We start from the raw sequence: 18,545 nt of genomic DNA on the forward strand, positions 1-18,545 counted from the left end.
AACAGCAGTGCAGCGAGACCTGCGCTTAAGCACGGGTTGCGGCAAATCCTATGTGGCTATTTTTTGACCCGGAAGACCGATCCTTGGCATCGCGATCTAATCGGAAGATCACAAGAGAGACCCGCATTTGCAGCGTGTCGAAGACGTGCTAGTCACGTGCCAAAGAGTTGCTAAGGACCTTTAAGAAATGCAATCGCATAAGGTGATCACATGACGTTGAGCCAGCTCAGAGTGTTTTGCGCAGTGGTCGAGCAGGGCAGTTTCCGGGCCGCGTCGCGCTCGCTCGATATCGCGCAGAGCGCGTTGACCCACGCGATCCAGAGTCTCGAAGCGGAACTGGCCGTGCCGCTGCTGACGCGCTCGCACCTAGGCATCAGCCTCACACCGTTCGGGGAGAAGTTGCTGGCCCGTGCGTCGTCGATCCTCAAGGATTGCGAGCGTATCGATCAGGACATGCGTGAACTGGAAGGCGAACCGTCGGGACGCATCGCCGTGGGCCTGACCTCCGAACCGCTTGCCGAGTTGCTGGTGCCGGTGGTCACGCGCTTCATGTCGTCGTTCCCGCGTGTGCTCGTGCATCTGTCGAGCGGGTCGTCGCAAATGCTGATTGAACGGATTCGCGATGGACGCCTCGATTTCGCGCTGTGTCCGCTTGCGCCGGAGTTCGACGACGTGGATCTGCATCTCGACCGGCTATATCGTTCCGCGCCGGCGATCCTGGCGCGCGCCGGTCACCCAATGGCTCGCGCCACGTCGATTGCCGAGCTGACCGATTGCGAATGGGTGGGCTTCAAGCGCGAGGGCGTTGTCGGCATTGCGGCGAATCGTCTGGTGGGCATGTTCGCGGCGAATGGCCTGGGCATGCCCAAGATCGTCATTACCGCCGAGACCCTGCTCGAATCGCTGTTCCTGGTGTGCGAAACGGACTATCTGACCATGGACCCGGGCGTGCTCGCCGACTACAAGCTGTTCTCGGGATCGCTCATCCGGGTGCCGATTCGCGAGACCTTTCAGCCGCGCGATATCAGCCTGATCCGGCGCAGCAATTCTCCGCTGACGGGGATCGCGCACGAGTTATCGAGCATGCTGGTTTCGTATGCGCGTCTGAAGCGCGGCGTGTCGCGTAACAGCGAGTCCTGAAGCACCTGGCGGGCGGATTCAGGGCGATTTCGGGGGTGATCTGATCTATCGATCACGATAACCCCGACCAGGCTTCTGCAGGCCTGCTGCGACGCGTAGCATCATGTCCATGCTTCGACGTGTCCGGTTTATCCGGCTTCTTCGGCTCATCAGGTGTCTTTGCCGCAACGCCGCAATTGGGGCATCAGTCGGTATGAGTCACGAGCGTCGCAGCCTGTCGATGAACCACAGGACAATTTTCTAAATGCACAGCGCTAAACACCGCCTGCTTGCTGCCTCGGACGGCACCGCGCATCAGCTGGTTTCGCATCATTTCGGCGACCAGACTTACGGCAAGAAGATCTATATCCAGGCTGGCCTGCATGCCGATGAAATACCGGGCATGCTGGTCGCGCTGACCCTCCAGGAGGAGCTTCAGCAACTGGAGAAAGAGGGCCGCCTGCGCTGCGAAGTTGTGCTGGTCAGCACGGCCAATCCGATCGGCCTCGCGCAGGTTGTGCTCGGCTATCCGATCGGGCGGTTCGATCTGGCGAGCGGCCGTAACTTCAATCGGGGTTTCCCGCTTCTCGCAGGGAAAATCGCCGAAGCGGTCGAAGGAGAACTGGGCGGCGACGCAAAGAAAAACGTCGTGACGATTCGCCGGGTCTGGCGTGATCTGTTGCTCGCGCAACAGCCTCGCCAGACCTTCGACGACCTGCAGCGCGCGTTGATGCTGCTATCGCTGGATGCAGACATCATTCTCGATCTGCATTGTTCGCGGGAAGCCGCGCTGCATCTCTACACGGGTGAGGCCCTCTGGCAGCAGGCGGAGCCGCTGGCCCGCTATCTTGGCGCGAGCGCTTCGCTGCTGGCCGTCGACTCGGGTGGTCAATCGTTCGATGAAGCGCACAGCTTCACATGGTGGCAACTGCAGCAATGCTTTAATGAACGCTTTCCGATCGCGCATGGAAGCACGGCGATTACGGTCGAGCATCGCGGTCAGCGCGACGTCAACGACGAACTGGCCCGGAAGGATGCGGCGGCGATTCTCGATTATCTGACCTGGTACGGCGCGATCGAAGCGCAAGTCAAACCGCTGCCGCCGCTTGCGTACCCCGCAACGCCGCTGGCCGGCAGCGAACAGTTTTATGCGCCGGTCACGGGCATCCTGCTGCACTGCGTGGAACCCGGTGCGCGCGTCAGCGTCGGTCAGCAGATGTTCGTGATCGTCGATACGACGGATGGTACGCGCACCGCGATCTGCAGTCGTACCGCCGGCATCTTTTATATGCGAAGAGACGTCCGCTATGTGCGGCAGGGCGATCCGCTCGGGCGCGTGTCGGGCGAGGAAGTGATCCGCTCCGGCTATCTGCTGAGCGCATGAGGTTCTTCGAACGTTGATGAGAGTGAACACAAAATGACGAGATATATTGACGTAAGCGATGTTCGCAAGCTGGTGACGTCGATCGGCGCGGAAGCGTTCATCACGACGATGGCGGACTATATCCGCGCGGATTATCTGCGCTGGAACGAGTTCGAGAAATCGGCGCGGGTGGCTAACCATTTCCCGGGCGGTGTGATTGAACTGATGCCGACTTCGGACAGCACGCTCTATGGATTCAAGTATGTCAACGGGCACCCGAAGAATACCCACGTCAATATGCTGACGGTGATGGCATTCGGCGTGCTGGCGGAGGTCGAGTCCGGCTTTCCGGTGCTGTTGAGCGAATTCACGATCATGACCGCATTGCGCACCGCCGCGACGTCCGCGTTGGTCGCCAAGGCACTCGCGCGGCCTGCGTCAAGATCGATGGCGTTGATCGGCAACGGTGCGCAAAGCGAATTCCAGGTGCTGGCGTTCAAGGCAATGCTTGGCGTGAACGAAGTTCGCGCGTTCGATATCGACCCCGCGGCAACCGATAAACTGATCCGTAACCTGTCTGGTCTGAAAGACCTCAAGATCATCCGCGCGGCGAGTGCGGCTGAGGCCGTGCGCGGCGCGGATATCGTCACGACGGTAACAGCGGACAAGACCAACGCAACGATCCTGACGCCAGACATGATCGAACCGGGTGTGCATATCAATGCGGTTGGCGGCGATTGTCCCGGCAAGACGGAACTGCACGCCGACGTGTTGAGAGGCGCCCGGGTGATCGTGGAGTTCGAGCCGCAGACGCGAATCGAGGGCGATATCCAGCAGCTTCCTGCCGATTTTCCGGTGGTTGAACTCTGGCGCGTGCTATCGGGTGAGGTTGCCGGGCGGGAAAGCGATGCGCAAGTGACGGTGTTCGACTCGGTCGGTTTCGCGCTCGAGGATTTCTCGGCGCTGCGCTATCTGCGCGATGTGAGCGATGCCCGCGATATCGGTGAGCAGATCGAACTGATCCCGGCGCCGGTGAATCCCAAGGACCTGTATCAGTTCGTCGTTCCCGTGTCGGCGTCGTACACTACGCAGCGCGAAGTGTTGCACGCGTAATGCGTCGTGTTCGCTCGAAATGTCCCATCGGTGTCCTCGCGATGTTTCAACGGCCCAATGCAACCGGTAGACAAAATGTCAGACTCTCTTCTTGATCGGGGCGTAGCGGCTTCAGCCGGCGCGGGCGATGCCCGTCAGGGCGCTCAGCGAGGCGCGTACGCGGATGGCTTGAGCCGCGCGGAACCATCGACGATGGGCGTGGACGCGGACGCCGTCATTGCATTTCTGGACGCCGTCGAAGCAGCGGAACTCGACTTGCATTCATTGATGATCCACCGTAACGGCAAAGTGGTGGTGGAGGCATGGCGCTGGCCGTATCGCGCGGACCGGCCGCGTAACCTGCATTCGGTTGCCAAAAGCTTTACCGCTTGCGCGATCGGCCTCGCGCTGGAAGAAAAACGCTTCGGCCTTGACGACGAGGTCGTGTCGTTTTTCCCGGACGCGCTTCCCGCGGTCATGAGCGACCGGCTCGCGGCCCTGACGCTCGAAGACCTGCTCACCATGCGTGTGGGTCACGCCGGCGAGACCTCGGGCGCACAATGGCGCGTGCTGGGAACGAGCTGGATCGAAGCATTCTTCAGGATCCCTATCGTTGAGCAGCCGGGCGGATCGTTCCTGTACACGAGCGCGGCCAGTTATATGTTGTCGGCGGTATTGAGTCGCGTAACGGGACAAACGCTGCACGATTACCTTAAGCCGAGGCTGCTCGAACCTTTGGGCATCACGGGTGAAACGTGGGACATCGGCCCTGATGGCATCAATCCTGGCGGCAACGGACTCACGGCCAAAACCGTCGACCTGCTCAAACTCGGCATCCTGCATGCACAGGGCGGCATGTGGGAAGGCAAGCGACTGCTTCCGGAGCAGTGGGTGGCGAACGCGACCCGTTCACACGTCGAATCAGGACGCTATGGATATCACTGGTGGACGCGCCCAGACGGTATGTACAGCGCGATCGGAAAATTTGTGCAGATGGCCCTGGTATTTCCCGCGCACGGTGTCACGCTCGCAGTGACCGGTGCGATCAAGGGGAGCGGGAAGCTCATGCCTTATGTGGATCGTTACTTTCCGGCCGCGTTCCGTGAAGTCTTCCGCGATGGTCCCGTTGCGGGTCACGCCGCGGATGCGCGACTCAAGGCACGGCTTGTCGAATGGCAACGGGAAGATGCGCCGGTAGCATGGAAGGCGCCGTATCTGCTCGCTGGTCCGGATGCGCATTCAGGCGGTACTTCGCGTGCTCGTACGGAGAAAATGCGCTTCACGATGCAGCCGAATGCGCAGGGCATCCAGACATTGCAACTGGAGTTCAACGAGCGCGAATGCACGTTGCGCTTGACCGACGCGGGTGGCGAACATGCGATCGTTGCCGGCTTCGGGCGCTGGATTGAAGGCCCCAACGAGATGCCCGGCCGCGATCTGCACCATGGGTATCGCCTGCTGGGCAGCCCGGTGGTGGCACGCGCCTGCTGGCTCGATCCGGCGCGCCTGCAGATGACGTGGATCTTTGCGGAAACGGCCTTCCGCGATACGGTCGTCTGCGAGTTTTCGGGGCGAGAGGTCGTCTTCAAACGTGACGTCAATATCAACAGCGGCGCGTTGCGTCACGACGATGTCACCGGAACTCTCGACGACCAGGTGCGAGCGGACGGCGTGTAAACGCGTTTCCAAACCGCGCAACCCGGAATTTCCTCGCAATACCACGTCACCGGTTTCAAAGCCACTCTTCGGACCTGGTCGTTTGCCTCAAACGTGCCCGCAAACGATTGCAGCGGAACAAAAGCAAAAAAACTTCACGTTTCGCAAATTCAGGGTTAATCCGATATAAAGCTGGCATCTTTTCCTGCCGATATACCGGATGCGGTGCTAGTGAAGCGCATGGGCGGCGACCTTAAGATCGCCTGCAGGGAGGCGCTTCTCTGGCACGGCACACTAAATATATTCCTGAGAGAAAGCATGACCGGACTCCCTCCCCGAGAGGGGAGCGTCGGCGTGTTTTGTTTTTTTCGCCCGTTCAACGAGGAGAACGAAGTGGAACATTCAACGCCTGAGCGGCACCTGGAAATGAACGAACTCAGTGCGGTCAGCGCCGCGCTAAATCGTGTTCAGGCCGTCATCGAGTTCGACCTGCACGGCATCGTTCTGCACGCCAACGACAACTTCCTGAAGACCGTGGGCTACACGCTCGACGAGATTCGTGGCCAGCATCACCGCATGTTTTGTGAGGCCGCTTACGCGGACAGTGCCGCCTATCGTCTGTTCTGGGAGAAGCTCGCCCGCGGCGAGTTCGATCAGGGCGAGTATCAGCGCGTGGGCCGCGGCGGCCGCGAAATCTGGATCAACGCCTCGTATAACCCGGTGTTCGACGCCGCCGGCAAGCCCTACAAGGTCATCAAGTTCGCCACGGATATCACCGCGGTGCGCCAGCAGAATGCCGAATACGAAGGCAAGGTGCGCGCGGTCGATCGCGCCCAGGCTGTGATCGAATTCGATCTCTCGGGCAACGTGCTCTCGGCCAACCAGAACTTCCTCGATACGCTCGGCTACCGGCTCGATGAGATCCAGGGCAAGCACCACCGCATGTTCTGCGAAGAGGCGTATACCGCGAGCGCGGAATACCGCGATTTCTGGGCGAAACTGAACCGCGGCGAATTCGATGCAGGCCGCTATAAGCGCGTGGGCAAGGGCGGCCGTGCAGTGTGGATTCAGGCTACCTACAACCCGATTTTCGATGTCGGTGGGCGACTCTGCAAGGTGATCAAGTTCGCGACCGACGTGACGGCCCAGGTCGCGCTGGAAGAGCAGATCCGGCGCCGCGCGCAAAGCGATCAACGCAAGGTCGAGGCGCTCCTGCAGGTGGTCAGCAAGGCCGCCGCGGGGGACCTGACGGGCAGCGTCGAAGTGGCCGGCACCGAGCCTATCGACCAGCTTGCGAGCGGCATCAAGCGGATGATGGACGATCTGCGCGGCGTGATCGGCAAGGTGGTCGATTCGGCCGGCGGCTTCACCGCCTCGTCGCAGGATATCGCGGGGCGTGCCAACACGGTGGCAAGCGGCGCGCAGTTGCTTGGCGCAACTGTCGAGGAGATGAACGCGTCGATCGAAGAACTGACCGCATCGATCAATTCGATCGCCGACAACTCGCGCAGCGCCGACAACCTCGCTAAAGATACCCAGCAGGAAGCGGAGCGCGGCGCGAAGGCGATTACCCGCTCGATCGAAGCGATGGAGCTGATCAATAAGTCATCCGAAGATATCAGCGAGATCATCAAGGTGATCGGCGAGATTGCCAGCCAGACCAATCTGCTCGCGTTCAACGCCGCCATCGAGGCAGCGCGTGCGGGCGAACATGGGCTCGGCTTTTCCGTAGTGGCCGACGAGGTGCGCAAGCTCGCCGAGCGCTCGTCGCAGGCGACCAAGGAAATCTCGAAGCTGATCAACGAATCGGTCAAACGGGTCGCTCAGGGCAGCGAAATCTCGAAGCAGGCCGGCGAAGCCTTCGACAAGATCGTCAACGGTGTGAGCCGCACGACACACGCCATCTCGGAGATTTCCTGCGGCGCGGACGAGCAGTTGATCGCCGCCCGCGAGGTCAGTGCCGCGATCCAGCAGGTGGCCGAAGAAACCGAGAAGTCCGCCAGCGCCTGCGACACGATTGCGCGGGCCAGCGCCACGCTGATGCAGGGCGCGGAAACGCTCGATCAGACCGTCACACGCTTCGTCGTCTGACGCAGGAGGCGCCTTGGATAACGAGCGCGAGGTCGATCAGGCGACCCGCCGGGCCTTCTTCGATCAGGTTCGGCGGCATACCGGCATCGCCATGAGCGAGCGCAAGTGGACCCTGCTGGAGGGCCGCTTGCGCCGGCGGGTGCGCGAGCTGGCACTGCCCGGTTACCGGGACTATCTGCATGTGCTGGAGGCGAAGCCCGAAGAGGTGCGCGATTTCATCGATCTGGTGACGACCAACGAAACCTCGTTCTTTCGCACGCCGCGCATCTGGGAGTATTTCGCCGGGCAGTTTCTGCCGCGCTGGTTCGAGACGCACGGCGGCACGCCTTTGCGGGTTTGGTCGGCGGCAGCTTCGAGCGGCGAGGAAGCCTATACGGTGGCGATGCTGTGCGAAGAGTTTCGTGAGCGGCATCCGGCGTTTCGCTACCGGATTCTCGCTACCGATATCGGTGACGCGATTCTGCGCAAGGCTGCCGCGGCGCATTACCGGGGCCGCTGCATCGAGGGGCTCAGGCAAACCCATCCTGACCTGCTGGCCAAGTACTTCAGCGCTGCGGACGATGGTTTCGTGGCCGCCCCGGCGTTGCGCGCGAACGTGACGTTCCGCAAACACAATCTGCACGAGGCGGCACGCGACATCGGCACGATGGACGTCACGCTGTTGCGCAACGTGCTGATCTATTTCGACGCTGCCGGCCAACAGGTGGTGCTCGAAAACGTGCGACGCGCGATGGCACCGGATGGTGTGCTGATTGTTGGGGAATCCGAATCGTTGAGCCGCTTCGATATGGGATTCGCCTTCGAACAGCCGCTTATCTATCGCAATGAGGTCCGCCCGTGACCGACGCGTGCGAGATTCAGGTGCATATGTGCGCCATTGGCATCGGCAATGGACATGACGTGTTGCGTGCGACGCTCGGCTCGTGTGTCGGCATTGGGCTGTTGTGGCGCGAGCGTGGCATCTACGGACTCGCGCACTGTCTGCTGCCCGATGCGGCCGTGCGGCCGGAGGGCATCGGCGCGAAATACGTTACGCAGGCGATTCCGTCGCTGCTGAGCCTGATGCAGGTGCAGCGCGCCTCGCATGGCGCGCTGGAGGCCGTGTTGGCGGGTGGCGCGAACATGGTGCATTACGCGCGCCGTCCCACTCACGCGCCGATCGGCGAGCAGAACGTGCGCACTGCACAGACCCTGCTCGAAGGACTCGGTGTGCGTGTCGTGCACGAGGATGTCGGCGGCGAATGCGGCCGGCAACTGCTGATCGATTGCCGGCAGCATGCGTTCGTTGTGAAAAAAATCACGCGCACTCTCTGAACGGGGGCCTCGTCATGGATATCAACGCAACGTCCGCCGGCGGTTCCGCTGTTGAACTGTTCGGCTCCTTTCACCTCGGCGAGACCGAACTGGCGCTGCCGGTTGCTGACCTGCAGGAGGTGGTCAACTACCCGGCAGCTGTCACACCGGTGCCGCTGGCGCCACGCCATCTGCTCGGTATTTTCAACTTGCGTGGCACGCTGATTCCGATCGTCGATCTGCGTCAGTTGCTGCATCTGCCCGAGGAAGCCGCAAGCAGCGTCAGCAAGATCGCGATCGTCGAACTCGGCGACGTGCGGGTGGGGTTGCGGTTCGACACCACCGGCGAAATCCTGCGCGTGCCGGCGGCGCAGAAGATCGCCTTCGACCGCGCGGATCCGGCGCAGCAGAGCCCGGCTGTGATTTGCGGTGCGCTGAAGCTCGACGGCGGCGAGCGGATCTTGCAGATCCTCTCGGCTGCTGCGCTGCTCGGGTTGCCGGACGTACCGCATCTGCATCACCGCAGCGCGGCGCCCGAGCGGCGCGCGCAGCAGGCACAGCGTCGACAGACCGTATCGTTTCGCGTCGGCGAGGCGCATCTGGCGCTGCCGATGGCGGCGATTCAGGAGATTATCCGCGTGCCCGCGATGCATCCGTCGCCCCTCGCGGATGAGATCTGCATCGGCATGCTGAACCTGCGCGGCACGACGGTCCCGGTGATCGACTTTGCCCGCTTCATGGGACTCGAGCGTGAGGACGCGGCGGCATCGGGCGTTGCCACCGCCGCGTCTACGGACGAGCGGCGCATTGTCGTGCTGAATCATCAGGAGCTGCATGTCGGCCTGATGGTCGACGAGGTGCGCAGCATCGTCGGCTATCGCGACGACGAATTGCTCGTGATGCCCGCTTATAGCCGTCGCCATGTGGCATTGTTTGCGGGCTGTCTTGGCAACGACGGGCGCGACAGCATCATCCTGTTGAATCCGGAGGCGCTCTGCAGCCACGAGCGCATTACCGCCGTGGCCCGGGGTCATCGCGATCTGTATCGCGACAGGACCCAGGCGGGCGGCGCTTCAGGTGGCGGCCATGGGAAAGGCGGAAACGCCGGACGTGGTCCGCGCGAGACCTACGTGACGTTCCGGCTCGGTCATCTGCTAGGCGTGCGCATTGGCCAGTTGCGCGAGGTGATCGATTATTCCAGCGAGGTCGTGGTGACGCCTGGCGCGCCGCCGTATGTGCGCGGTGTGCTGCATCTGCGCCGCGAACTGTTGACGGTGGTGGATGTGCGCGCGATGTACGGCATGCCGCCGTACGACGATCTCGCGCAGGCAAAGATCCTGATCGTCGAGCATCGCGGCGAGAAGTACGGCCTCGTGGTCGACGCGGTCGACAATATCGTCACCATCGAAGCCGCCAGCCGGATTCCGGTGCCGCCCATGCTGACGCGCCAGCTAGCCAACGGCTGGGGCAATGGCATGACCGAGGCGGTCGAATTGCCAGGCCGTGGCACCTTGATGCTGATCGACCTGGCGACGCTGTGCGAACGGGTCGCGGTTGAGGCGGAGGTGTGACGGGGCGCGTGGACAGTCACGCCGGCTGCGTTGACCGCGCGGTCCGGCTAATCTGACGCGAGCGACGCCGCCCCTGAACTTACTGCTGCGCCACCGGTTCTGCTGGAGACTGTTCGACCGTTGCCACGCCGCAGAACCAGTCGCCGCTGTGGGGCGGATATTGCCAGCGCGTGTCCTGCTTCAGGACGGTCGCACACTGGTCGTGCCACGTTACGCCCGGATTGGCTGCGGTGCATTGGAGCGCCAATGGGTATGCGGGTGCGTGCGCGAGCTGGCCGCCGCCTATCGGAGTGCCTGCCAGCGGCGTACTGCCCGGCTGCGTGGTGTGCCGCGGAGTGTCGCTGGGCGCGGCGGCAGCCACAGGGGTGCCGCTCGCCGCAGTGCCAGCCACGGGAACGCCGGCCGGCGCAGTGCCGCCCAAGGCAGTTTCACCCGTCTCCGCGTCCGGTTGAGCATGGGCGATCGCGCGCCGTCCCGCATCGCGCGGCCCTTCGTTCAGGCGCGGCGCCGGCGTGGCCGGTTGCGCGGACTTATCCGGCTGCCCCGACGGTTCCTGCTGCAGGCTCGTCAACAAAAGCTCCAGTTCCTGGATGCGTCCGGTGTACCAGGTTTTCAGGCATTCCTCATCGCTGCAGTTCGCTTCCCGCCAGGCCCATTTGCTGTCGCTGTCGGCGCGAAACGCCCTGGGATTGGAGACGGAGCGCCGCGCTTGCCAGTACAGCTTGCCAAGCACGTCGTCGAGCTTGGATAGATCAGCTCTGTGGCAGATCAGTTGTTCCGTGATCGAACGGCCCTTGTTGCAATCGAAGCTGGTCGCATGGGCCGGCAGGTGGGTGAGCAGCAGGCTCGCGAAAACGGTGGTTCGGAAGATCTTCATGGCAGTCCGGACAGAGCAGGGTCGGTAATGCGATGAATGATCGGCTGAGTTGGAAACGGCCAGACCTCAAAAAAAGGACGAGTTCGCAAACTTCTTACCAAATGTTGCTATCAGCCCGCGAATGACCTGCGACCTTCATCGGGATGCGGTACGCTTGCTTACACAGTGACATCCAGACGCAGCGACAATCGAAACCGCCCCGCCAGAGGAGGCCGCAATGCGAAGACAGTTGGTGCAGTGCTGTTATGCAGGATTGACCGCCCTGTTGCTCGTGCCCGCCGCCGCGTTCGCGCAGGCGCAGGCCGTCACCAATAGCTCAGTGAACCTTCGGGCCGGTCCCGCACGGGACTACCCGGTCGTCTCGCAATTGCCGGGTGGTTTGCCGGTCACGGTGATGGGGTGTGTCGCCGGCTACAGCTGGTGCGATGTCGCGACGCCCAATCTGCGCGGCTGGGTTTATGCGGGACGGCTCAACTATCCTTATCAAGGCAACCCGGTCCCCGTGCTGGGCTATGGAAACGCGATCGGCCTGCCGATCGTGACGTTCTCGATCGGGACGTATTGGGGTAACTATTATCGTGGCCGGCCGTGGTACCGGGATCAGTCGCGCTGGGCGCATCGTCCTCCGCCACGGCCGCCGCGCCCAGGTGCGGGACGTCCGCCTGGCCGGCCTCCAGGTGGCCCCGGTGGTCCCGGCGGCAGGCCGCCAGGCGGTCGCCCGCCGGGCAACGTGGGTGGCCGCCCGCCGGGCGGTCCGCCGCCGGGTGCGGGTGGACGTCCCCCGGGCGGACGGCCTCCAGGTGGACAGCCTCCGGGCGGCGGCGGTCGGCCTCCCGGCGGCGGCAAGCCACCGGGTGGCGGGGGTGGGCGCCCGCCGGGTGGTGGGGGCGGTGGACAGGGTTCACGCCCTCCAGGTGGCGGCGGACAAGGCGGACGGCCGCCAGGCGGCGGCTAGACGGGGCAGCCAGGGAGTACGCCGCCGCGTGACCACCTAAGGTGAACACGCCGGGCTGCGGGCAAGGCGAACCCGCCGCGCCGCAAGGCTCAGGCGGCATAAAGCCCGTACAGATCTCAACAAGGACAGGGAGCGATGGCAGTGGCTGAACACAAGACTTGTGGCGCATCGGCGGTGGGCCTGGCGACAGTGGCCGCCGACGGCACCGTCCTCGATAGCTGGTTTCCCGAGCCTGAACTGGCGGAAGGGCCGCTCGCAGGCGGCACGGCGCGGCTATCGCACGAGGAAGTGTCGCGGGCGATCGGCGACGCCGCCGCGAATTGCGTCGGCCCCGACGAGCGACGCGGCGTCGAGGTGATCGGCGTGCGCACGGCGATTGCTTCGCTCGCCGAGCCGCCGCTCGATGCACACGACGTCTATCTGCGCCTGCATCTGCTCAGCCACCGGCTGATCCGCCCGCATGAGGCCAATCTGAGCGGTCTGTTCGGATTGCTTGCCAATGTCGCATGGACCTCGTTTGGTCCCTGCACCGTGGAATCGGTCGCACAGGTGCGCCTGAAGGCGCGGGCCGCGCGCACCACGTTCGAAGTCACCGGCATCGACAAATTCCCGCGCATGACTGACTACGTCGTGCCCGCAGGCGTGCGTATCGCCAACGTGGACCGGGTCAGGCTCGGCGCCTATCTCGCCCCAGGCACCACGGTCATGCACGAAGGCTTCTGCAATTTCAATGCGGGCACCCTTGGCGCGTCTATGGTCGAAGGCCGCATCAGTTCAGGCGTGGTGGTCGACGATCACAGCGATATCGGCGGCGGCGCGTCGATCATGGGCACGCTCTCGGGCGGCGGCACGCAAGTCGTATCGGTGGGCAAGCGCTGCCTGCTGGGCGCCAACGCGGGGATCGGCATTTCGCTTGGCGACGACTGCGTGGTTGAAGCCGGCTGCTACATCACGGCGGGCACCCGGGTCAGCTTGCCGGACGGCGCGGTGGTCAAGGCAGCCGAGCTGTCGGGGCAGCCGGGGTGGCTGTTCCGCCGCAATTCGCAGAGCGGGGCGGTGGAGGCCATCTCGCGCACCAAGACGTGGGGACAACTGAATCCGGACTTGCACACGCATAACTAGGCGAGCGCAGCGGATACGGCGCGGCCGACGGTTTACGCCACTGTTCCTGGCGTAAACCCCAGTGCGCTAGCGGTCCCATCCTGCCGATGTCGGGTTAGGGGGCTCGATTATGACTTGCCAGGTGACACCAGGTGACACGGTTGGAGCAGAGTCTGACAGCGCCCGCTATTCGACGGGGCTGGCGGAGCGCCTGCTCGCGTCCGAGCGCAGCGTATTGCGGCTGATCACGCGCAACACGCCGCTGCCCGAACTGCTCGACGAGGTGTGCCGCCGCGCGGAAGCCTTGCTCGGCGAGGACGCATCCTGCACGATCCTGCTGCTCGATGCCGACGGCATCCACACGCGTTCAGGCGGTGCGCCGTCGCTGCCGAAGGAATACACCGAGGCGCTGAACGGGGTTGCCATCGGTCCGCAGGTGGGCTCGTGCGGCACTGCCATGTTTCTGCGGCGCCTGGTAGTGGTCGAGGACATTGAGACCGATCCGCTGTGGGTGGACTTCAAGCAGCTCGCCTTGCCGCATGGCTTGCGTTCGTGCTGGTCGATTCCGTTTGAAAACGACGCGGGCCAGGTGCTGGGCGCGTTTGCCGTCTACTACCGCACGCCGCGCCGGCCGGTTGCCGACGAGGAGGCCATGCTGCGCGATATCGGCCGCAGCGTCGGTCTTGCCGTGCATCAGGACGCGATGGCGCGGCGCCTGGCGCAAAGCGAAGAGCACCACCGCCTTGTCGTCAATCACCTGAACGAAGGCATCGTCGTGCAGACGCGCGACGGTGTGGTGCTCGCCTGCAACCCTAGCGCGCTGCGCATGCTGCACGCGGGAAGCGAGCTGATTGGCCAGGACATCCAGACAGTCATGCGGCGCAGCTTCCATGAGGACGGCACGCCGATCGCCCAGACCGACCGCCCGACGGTGCGCGTGCTGGCAAGCGGCAAACCGCTGCTCGGCCAGACGATTGGTGTGGAGCTCGCGGACGACGAAATCATCTGGATCACGGTGAACGTGGTGCCCATCGTGAAGCCTGGCGAGCGCGAGCTGGGTTCGGTGCTGATCTCGTTCACCGATATCGGCCCGGTGCGCAAGGCCCAGCAGCAACTCAAATATCTGGCGACGCGCGACTCGCTGACGGGGCTCTACAACCGCGCGTATCTAGCTGACCGGATGCGCGACCTGTTCGAGCCGGCGGGGCTGGACACCGAGCTGGCGCGCGTCGCGGTGCTGTTCGTCGACCTCGACGGTTTCAAGAAGGTCAACGACACCGCGGGCCACGAAGCGGGCGACACGCTGTTGTGCAGCGTCGCGCATCGTCTGGCGTCCTGCGTCAAGGAACAGGACACGCTGGCGCGGGTGGGCGGTGACGAGTTCGTGATCGTCGTGAGCTCGTATGAGAACACCGAGACGCTAATCGCATTCGCGCGCCGCATACTTGAAACGGTGGCCGTGCCGTTCGCGGTGGCGGGCAACGAATACTACCTGGGCGCGTCGATCGGCATCAGTCTCTTCCCTGAGGACGGCCAGGATGTGCCCACGCTGATGCGCAATGCCGACTCGGCGATGTATTCGGCCAAGCAGCGCGGCCGCAACAACTTCCAGTTCTTCACCGCCGATCTGAACAAGCACCTGCAACGGCGCTTTGCGATCGAGCAGTTGCTGCGCCGCGCGCTCGCGGCGGGCGAGCTGAGCCTCGTGTACCAGCCGATCGTCGACAGCCGGAACGGCCGCACGGTCGGCGCGGAAGCGCTGCTGCGCTGGTACAACCGCGAACTGGGCGATGTGTCGCCGGTGGAGTTCATCCCCGTCGCGGAGGATACCGGGCTGATTGTCGCGATCGGCAACTGGGTGCTCGAACATGCGTGCGAGCAGGTGGCGCAATGGCGGCGCACCCTCGCGCCGGATCTCGTGATCGCCGTGAACCTGTCGCCGCGTCAGGTGAGCGAGGGCCTGGCGGAACGCATCGAACGCTGTCTTGCGCGTTGCGGCCTTGGGCCCGATGCGCTGGAGCTGGAGATTACCGAGCGCCTGCTGATGAACGACAGCGAAACGGTGCTGCCGATTCTGACCGCGCTCAGCAATATGGGCGTGAAGATTTCCGTCGACGACTTCGGCACCGGTTATTCCTCGCTGTCGTATCTGAAGCGTTTCCCGTTGCATAACCTCAAGATCGACCGTTCGTTTGTCGCGGGCTTGCCGGACCATCGCGATTCGATTGCGATTACCCAGGCCGTGGTGGCGATGGCGCATTCTCTCGGCATGGACGTGACGGCCGAAGGGGTGGAGACGACGGCGCAGTCGTCGTTCCTGCGCTCGATCGATTGCGACAAGCAGCAAGGCTATCTGTTCAGCCGGCCGATGGCGGCCGGCGCCTATGCGCGCAGCCTGACGGACACGCGCAGGCTGGCCGGCGGGGCGAGCGCACAGCAGCAGGCGGAATAAGCGCTTGCCGGGGACCACGTAGCATCGCGGCGGCGATGCGTCGGCGGTTCGTTGTTGCCTGGTTACCGCTTGGTTACCGCTTAGTTACCTGTCACCTGCCGGTTCGTCTAAAGTCATGCATTCCTTCCATCTCTTCCCAAGAGGCGACGAATGCTATTGATTGGCGTGCTGGACTCCCCATATGTGCGTCGCGTCGCGATTTCGCTGGCCGTGCTTGGCTTGCCCTTCGAGCACCGCCACGTGTCGGTGTTTCGTCACTTCGACGAGTTTGCACAGCTCAATCCGATTGTCAAAGCACCGACCCTCTTCGAAGACGACGGCACGATGCTGATCGATTCGACGTTGATCCTCGATCACATCGACCACAAGGTCGCGCCCGCGTGCCGTCTGATGCCGGAGGAGCCCGGCGCGCGGCTGCGCGCGCTGAGCGTGATTGGGCTCGCGCTCGCTGCCACCGAAAAGACCATGCAGGAAGTCTACGAGCGCCAGCTGCGGCCCGAGGCATTGCAGCACGCGCCGTGGCTCGAGCGGGTGCAGAAGCAGATGCACGCCGCATATGGTCTGCTCGAGGCGCGCGTGGCCGGTCATGAAGGCTGGCTGCTGGGGGACCGTATGATGCAGCCGGATATCACGGTGGCGGTCGCATGGCGGTTCACGCAGTTCATGCTGCCGGGCGCTGTCGATGCGGCGCGCTATCCGGCGCTGGCCGCGTTCTCCGAACGCGCGGAAGCGTTGCCGGAGTTTATCGGCGCGCCGCTGGAATGAACTGGCGCCGCGATCCGCGCGCGCCGGTCGAATAACCTTTTGACTCGCGTGGAGGCTGGTGGGGCTATCGGCCCGATAGCCCGCATGCGCAGCATACTTCGGGCATGTCGGAAAGCGGCTGCAAGCCCCACCGGCGGCGCTTTCCGGCCGTAACGCAGATTGTTCGGTTTCCGCAACAAGTGACTTCGCTTTCCGGCTCTTTATCCACAGGTCGCCGATCCTTAGAATCCCACCATCGAAACGTAAAGTAACGTCGCGCCGAAGCGGCGAGACGCAGTGGGAGCAGATATGCGAGCCTTGATCGAAAGACAGTTGTACCACCCATCGGTGATCCTGCCGATGGTGGCGTTAATGCAAATGATGGTGGCGCAGGATTTCAACCTGAGCCAGGTGGGCCTGCTGATGGCCACGAAGGGTGCCCGCGCGGCGTTGCAACGCTCGCGTGAACTGATCTGCGCGCATCACGGTCACTGCCACTGCTGAGCGCAATTTATTGCGCCGGCGGCGCAGTTACACACGCAGCACCTCGTTTCTTCGTTTTCACGCCCCCACTTCGTCACGGCCCACGCGGCCCGGTGTTAGCCGACGGCAGTTCGCCTCCTGCGGCACCTCGAAGACCTCAGCGACTGTTTCCCACGAGCCTTGGCGTAAGATGGCACAAGCCTGCTATCAGCCCCCGGGAGACATGCCATGCCTCAGCATTTCGACGCAGTCGTGATCGGTACAGGACAGGGCGGTTCGCCGCTCGCAGTGCGTCTTGGTAAAAGCGGCCGCAAGACAGCCGTGATCGAGCGCGGCGCGTTCGGCGGCACCTGTGTGAATGTCGGATGTACACCCACCAAGAGTTACGTCGCGAGTGCCCGCGCGGCCCACGTGGCGCGTCACGCCGGCGAGTATGGCGTGCATGTCGCGGGACCGGTTACGGTCGATCTGGCGCAAGTCAAAGCGCGCAAGGACCGGATCATCGGCGAATCGCGCAGCGGCGTCGAAAAATGGCTGCGCGGCGCGGAGAATGTCACCGTGTTCAACGGGCATGCCCGGTTTACCGGGCCGCATAGCTTGAGCATCAGTGGGTCGGATGGGCAGATCGTCGATGAACTGCAGGCCGACGAGATATTTATCAACACCGGCACGCGCGCGGTGGTGCCGCCGCTCGACGGCATTGATCGAATCCGCTACTACACCAACTCCACGCTGCTCGAGTTGACCGAATTGCCGGAGCATCTGGTGATTGTCGGCGGCAGTTATATCGCGCTCGAATTCGCCCAGGTGTTTCGCCGTTTCGGCAGCCGCGTGACCGTGCTCGTGCGCGGCGAGCGCGTGCTGGCTCGCGAGGACGCTGACCTTGCAAACAACGTGCAGAAAGTGCTGGCGCGCGAAGGCATCGAGTTTCGCTTTGGCGGTGAGCCGCAGCGCGTCGAGCCGCTAGCCGGCGACGGCGTGCGCGTGGTCCTCGAGGGTTCGGGGTCTGCCGTGGAGGCGTCGCATCTGCTGTTCGCCACCGGCCGCAGGCCGAATACCGATGACCTCGGTCTCGCGGCCGCCGGCCTCGAAACCGACCGGCACGGCATGATTCCCGTGGACGGTGAGTTGCGCACCAGGGTGCCGGGGGTGTGGGCCATCGGCGACGTCAACGGCCGCGGCGCGTTCACGCACACGTCCTATGACGACTATCAGATCGTCGCGGCCAATCTGTTCGACGGCGGCTCGCGCACGGCCGATACCCGCATCATGACGTATGCGGTGTTTGTCGATCCGCCGCTTGCGAGGGTCGGTCTTTCCGAAACCGAAGTGCGCGCTTCTGGCCGCGATGCCCTGATCGCGACCATGCCGATGACGCGGGTCGGCCGCGCGCGTGAACGCGGTGAGACCGACGGCTTCATGAAGGTGCTGGTGGATGCTCAGACAAAACAGATTATCGGCGCGGCGATTCTCGGCATTGAGGGCGATGAAGCGCTGCATACATTCATCGACATCATGACGGCCGGCGCGCCGTATCCGACGTTGCAATATGCGATGCATATTCATCCGACCATCAGCGAACTGGTGCCGACGTTGCTTGATGGGCTGAAGCCGCTTAAGCCGGGGAAGTAATGCGCCTCGGACTATTGGGCTCAGTGGTGGCCGGAGTGAGGAATGACGCTTACCTCGCATCAGAGACGCGGGCCGCGGAGACTGGCCAGCAACCCGTGGCCAGGAAAGGACTGACA

General features: G+C 63.5%; 15 protein-coding genes. 14 read left to right on the forward strand and 1 reads right to left on the reverse strand.

Going from position 1 to position 18,545, the window contains the following annotated elements; genetic code table 11:
* Window positions 1-210 precede the first annotated feature (210 nt).
* The 8 genes from P3T17_RS02125 (at window position 211) to P3T17_RS02160 (ending at window position 10,185) form a co-directional block, all read left to right on the forward strand.
* Complete coding sequence (locus P3T17_RS02125; RefSeq protein WP_429404428.1) at window positions 211-1,140, forward strand: LysR family transcriptional regulator; 930 nt, start codon at window positions 211-213, stop codon at window positions 1,138-1,140.
* A gap of 244 nt (window positions 1,141-1,384) precedes the next feature.
* A complete protein-coding gene (locus P3T17_RS02130) occupies window positions 1,385-2,503 on the forward strand; it encodes a succinylglutamate desuccinylase/aspartoacylase family protein (RefSeq protein WP_429404430.1) in 1,119 nt (372 codons plus the stop codon).
* Window positions 2,504-2,536: 33 nt separating this feature from the next.
* Window positions 2,537-3,595: an ornithine cyclodeaminase gene (locus tag P3T17_RS02135; RefSeq protein WP_429404432.1), complete on the forward strand. Its 1,059-nt coding sequence runs from the start codon at window positions 2,537-2,539 to the stop codon at window positions 3,593-3,595.
* Between the two features lie 75 nt (window positions 3,596-3,670).
* Complete coding sequence (locus P3T17_RS02140) at window positions 3,671-5,251, forward strand: serine hydrolase domain-containing protein (protein WP_429404434.1); 1,581 nt, start codon at window positions 3,671-3,673, stop codon at window positions 5,249-5,251.
* 372 nt (window positions 5,252-5,623) lie between these two features.
* Complete coding sequence (locus tag P3T17_RS02145) at window positions 5,624-7,321, forward strand: methyl-accepting chemotaxis protein (RefSeq protein WP_429404435.1); 1,698 nt, start codon at window positions 5,624-5,626, stop codon at window positions 7,319-7,321.
* Between the two features lie 13 nt (window positions 7,322-7,334).
* Window positions 7,335-8,162 (forward strand): CheR family methyltransferase, encoded by an 828-nt coding sequence (locus P3T17_RS02150; RefSeq protein WP_429404436.1) that lies wholly within the window; start codon window positions 7,335-7,337, stop codon window positions 8,160-8,162.
* Window positions 8,159-8,635, forward strand: coding sequence for a chemotaxis protein CheD (locus tag P3T17_RS02155; protein ID WP_429404437.1), 477 nt, complete (start codon window positions 8,159-8,161; stop codon window positions 8,633-8,635). Before P3T17_RS02150 ends, P3T17_RS02155 begins: the two co-directional genes overlap by 4 nt.
* A gap of 14 nt (window positions 8,636-8,649) precedes the next feature.
* The gene (locus P3T17_RS02160) at window positions 8,650-10,185 is read left to right on the forward strand and encodes a chemotaxis protein CheW (protein WP_429404438.1); all 1,536 of its coding nucleotides are present in this window, start codon (window positions 8,650-8,652) and stop codon (window positions 10,183-10,185) included.
* A 79-nt stretch (window positions 10,186-10,264) separates the two neighbouring features.
* Here the strand turns inward: P3T17_RS02160 and P3T17_RS02165 are convergent, their stop codons facing one another.
* Window positions 10,265-11,062 carry a hypothetical protein gene (locus P3T17_RS02165; protein WP_429404439.1) on the reverse strand — a complete coding sequence of 266 codons (798 nt, stop codon included), beginning with the start codon at window positions 11,060-11,062 and terminating at the stop codon, window positions 10,265-10,267.
* A 217-nt stretch (window positions 11,063-11,279) separates the two neighbouring features.
* Between P3T17_RS02165 and P3T17_RS02170 the strand changes: the two genes are divergently transcribed.
* The 6 genes from P3T17_RS02170 to P3T17_RS02195 all read left to right on the forward strand — a co-directional run bounded on the left by P3T17_RS02170 (window position 11,280) and on the right by P3T17_RS02195 (window position 18,429).
* A complete protein-coding gene (locus P3T17_RS02170; RefSeq protein ID WP_429404440.1) occupies window positions 11,280-12,017 on the forward strand; it encodes an SH3 domain-containing protein in 738 nt (245 codons plus the stop codon).
* 135 nt (window positions 12,018-12,152) lie between these two features.
* The gene (gene dapD, locus P3T17_RS02175) at window positions 12,153-13,139 is read left to right on the forward strand and encodes a 2,3,4,5-tetrahydropyridine-2,6-dicarboxylate N-succinyltransferase (protein ID WP_174567507.1); all 987 of its coding nucleotides are present in this window, start codon (window positions 12,153-12,155) and stop codon (window positions 13,137-13,139) included.
* A gap of 109 nt (window positions 13,140-13,248) precedes the next feature.
* Window positions 13,249-15,570, forward strand: a complete 2,322-nt coding sequence (locus P3T17_RS02180; RefSeq protein WP_429404441.1) for a putative bifunctional diguanylate cyclase/phosphodiesterase — start codon at window positions 13,249-13,251, stop codon at window positions 15,568-15,570.
* A 150-nt stretch (window positions 15,571-15,720) separates the two neighbouring features.
* On the forward strand, window positions 15,721-16,335 hold the full coding sequence (locus tag P3T17_RS02185; protein ID WP_429288311.1) for a glutathione S-transferase family protein: 615 nt from the start codon (window positions 15,721-15,723) through the stop codon (window positions 16,333-16,335).
* Between the two features lie 288 nt (window positions 16,336-16,623).
* Window positions 16,624-16,818 carry a hypothetical protein gene (locus P3T17_RS02190; RefSeq protein ID WP_074264114.1) on the forward strand — a complete coding sequence of 65 codons (195 nt, stop codon included), beginning with the start codon at window positions 16,624-16,626 and terminating at the stop codon, window positions 16,816-16,818.
* A 207-nt stretch (window positions 16,819-17,025) separates the two neighbouring features.
* Window positions 17,026-18,429, forward strand: a complete 1,404-nt coding sequence (locus P3T17_RS02195) for an FAD-containing oxidoreductase (protein WP_429404442.1) — start codon at window positions 17,026-17,028, stop codon at window positions 18,427-18,429.
* Window positions 18,430-18,545: the final 116 nt, after the last annotated feature.

This window comes from Paraburkholderia sp. GAS82, from assembly GCF_050436285.1.
In the GTDB taxonomy this organism is placed as follows: domain Bacteria; phylum Pseudomonadota; class Gammaproteobacteria; order Burkholderiales; family Burkholderiaceae; genus Paraburkholderia; species Paraburkholderia phenazinium_B.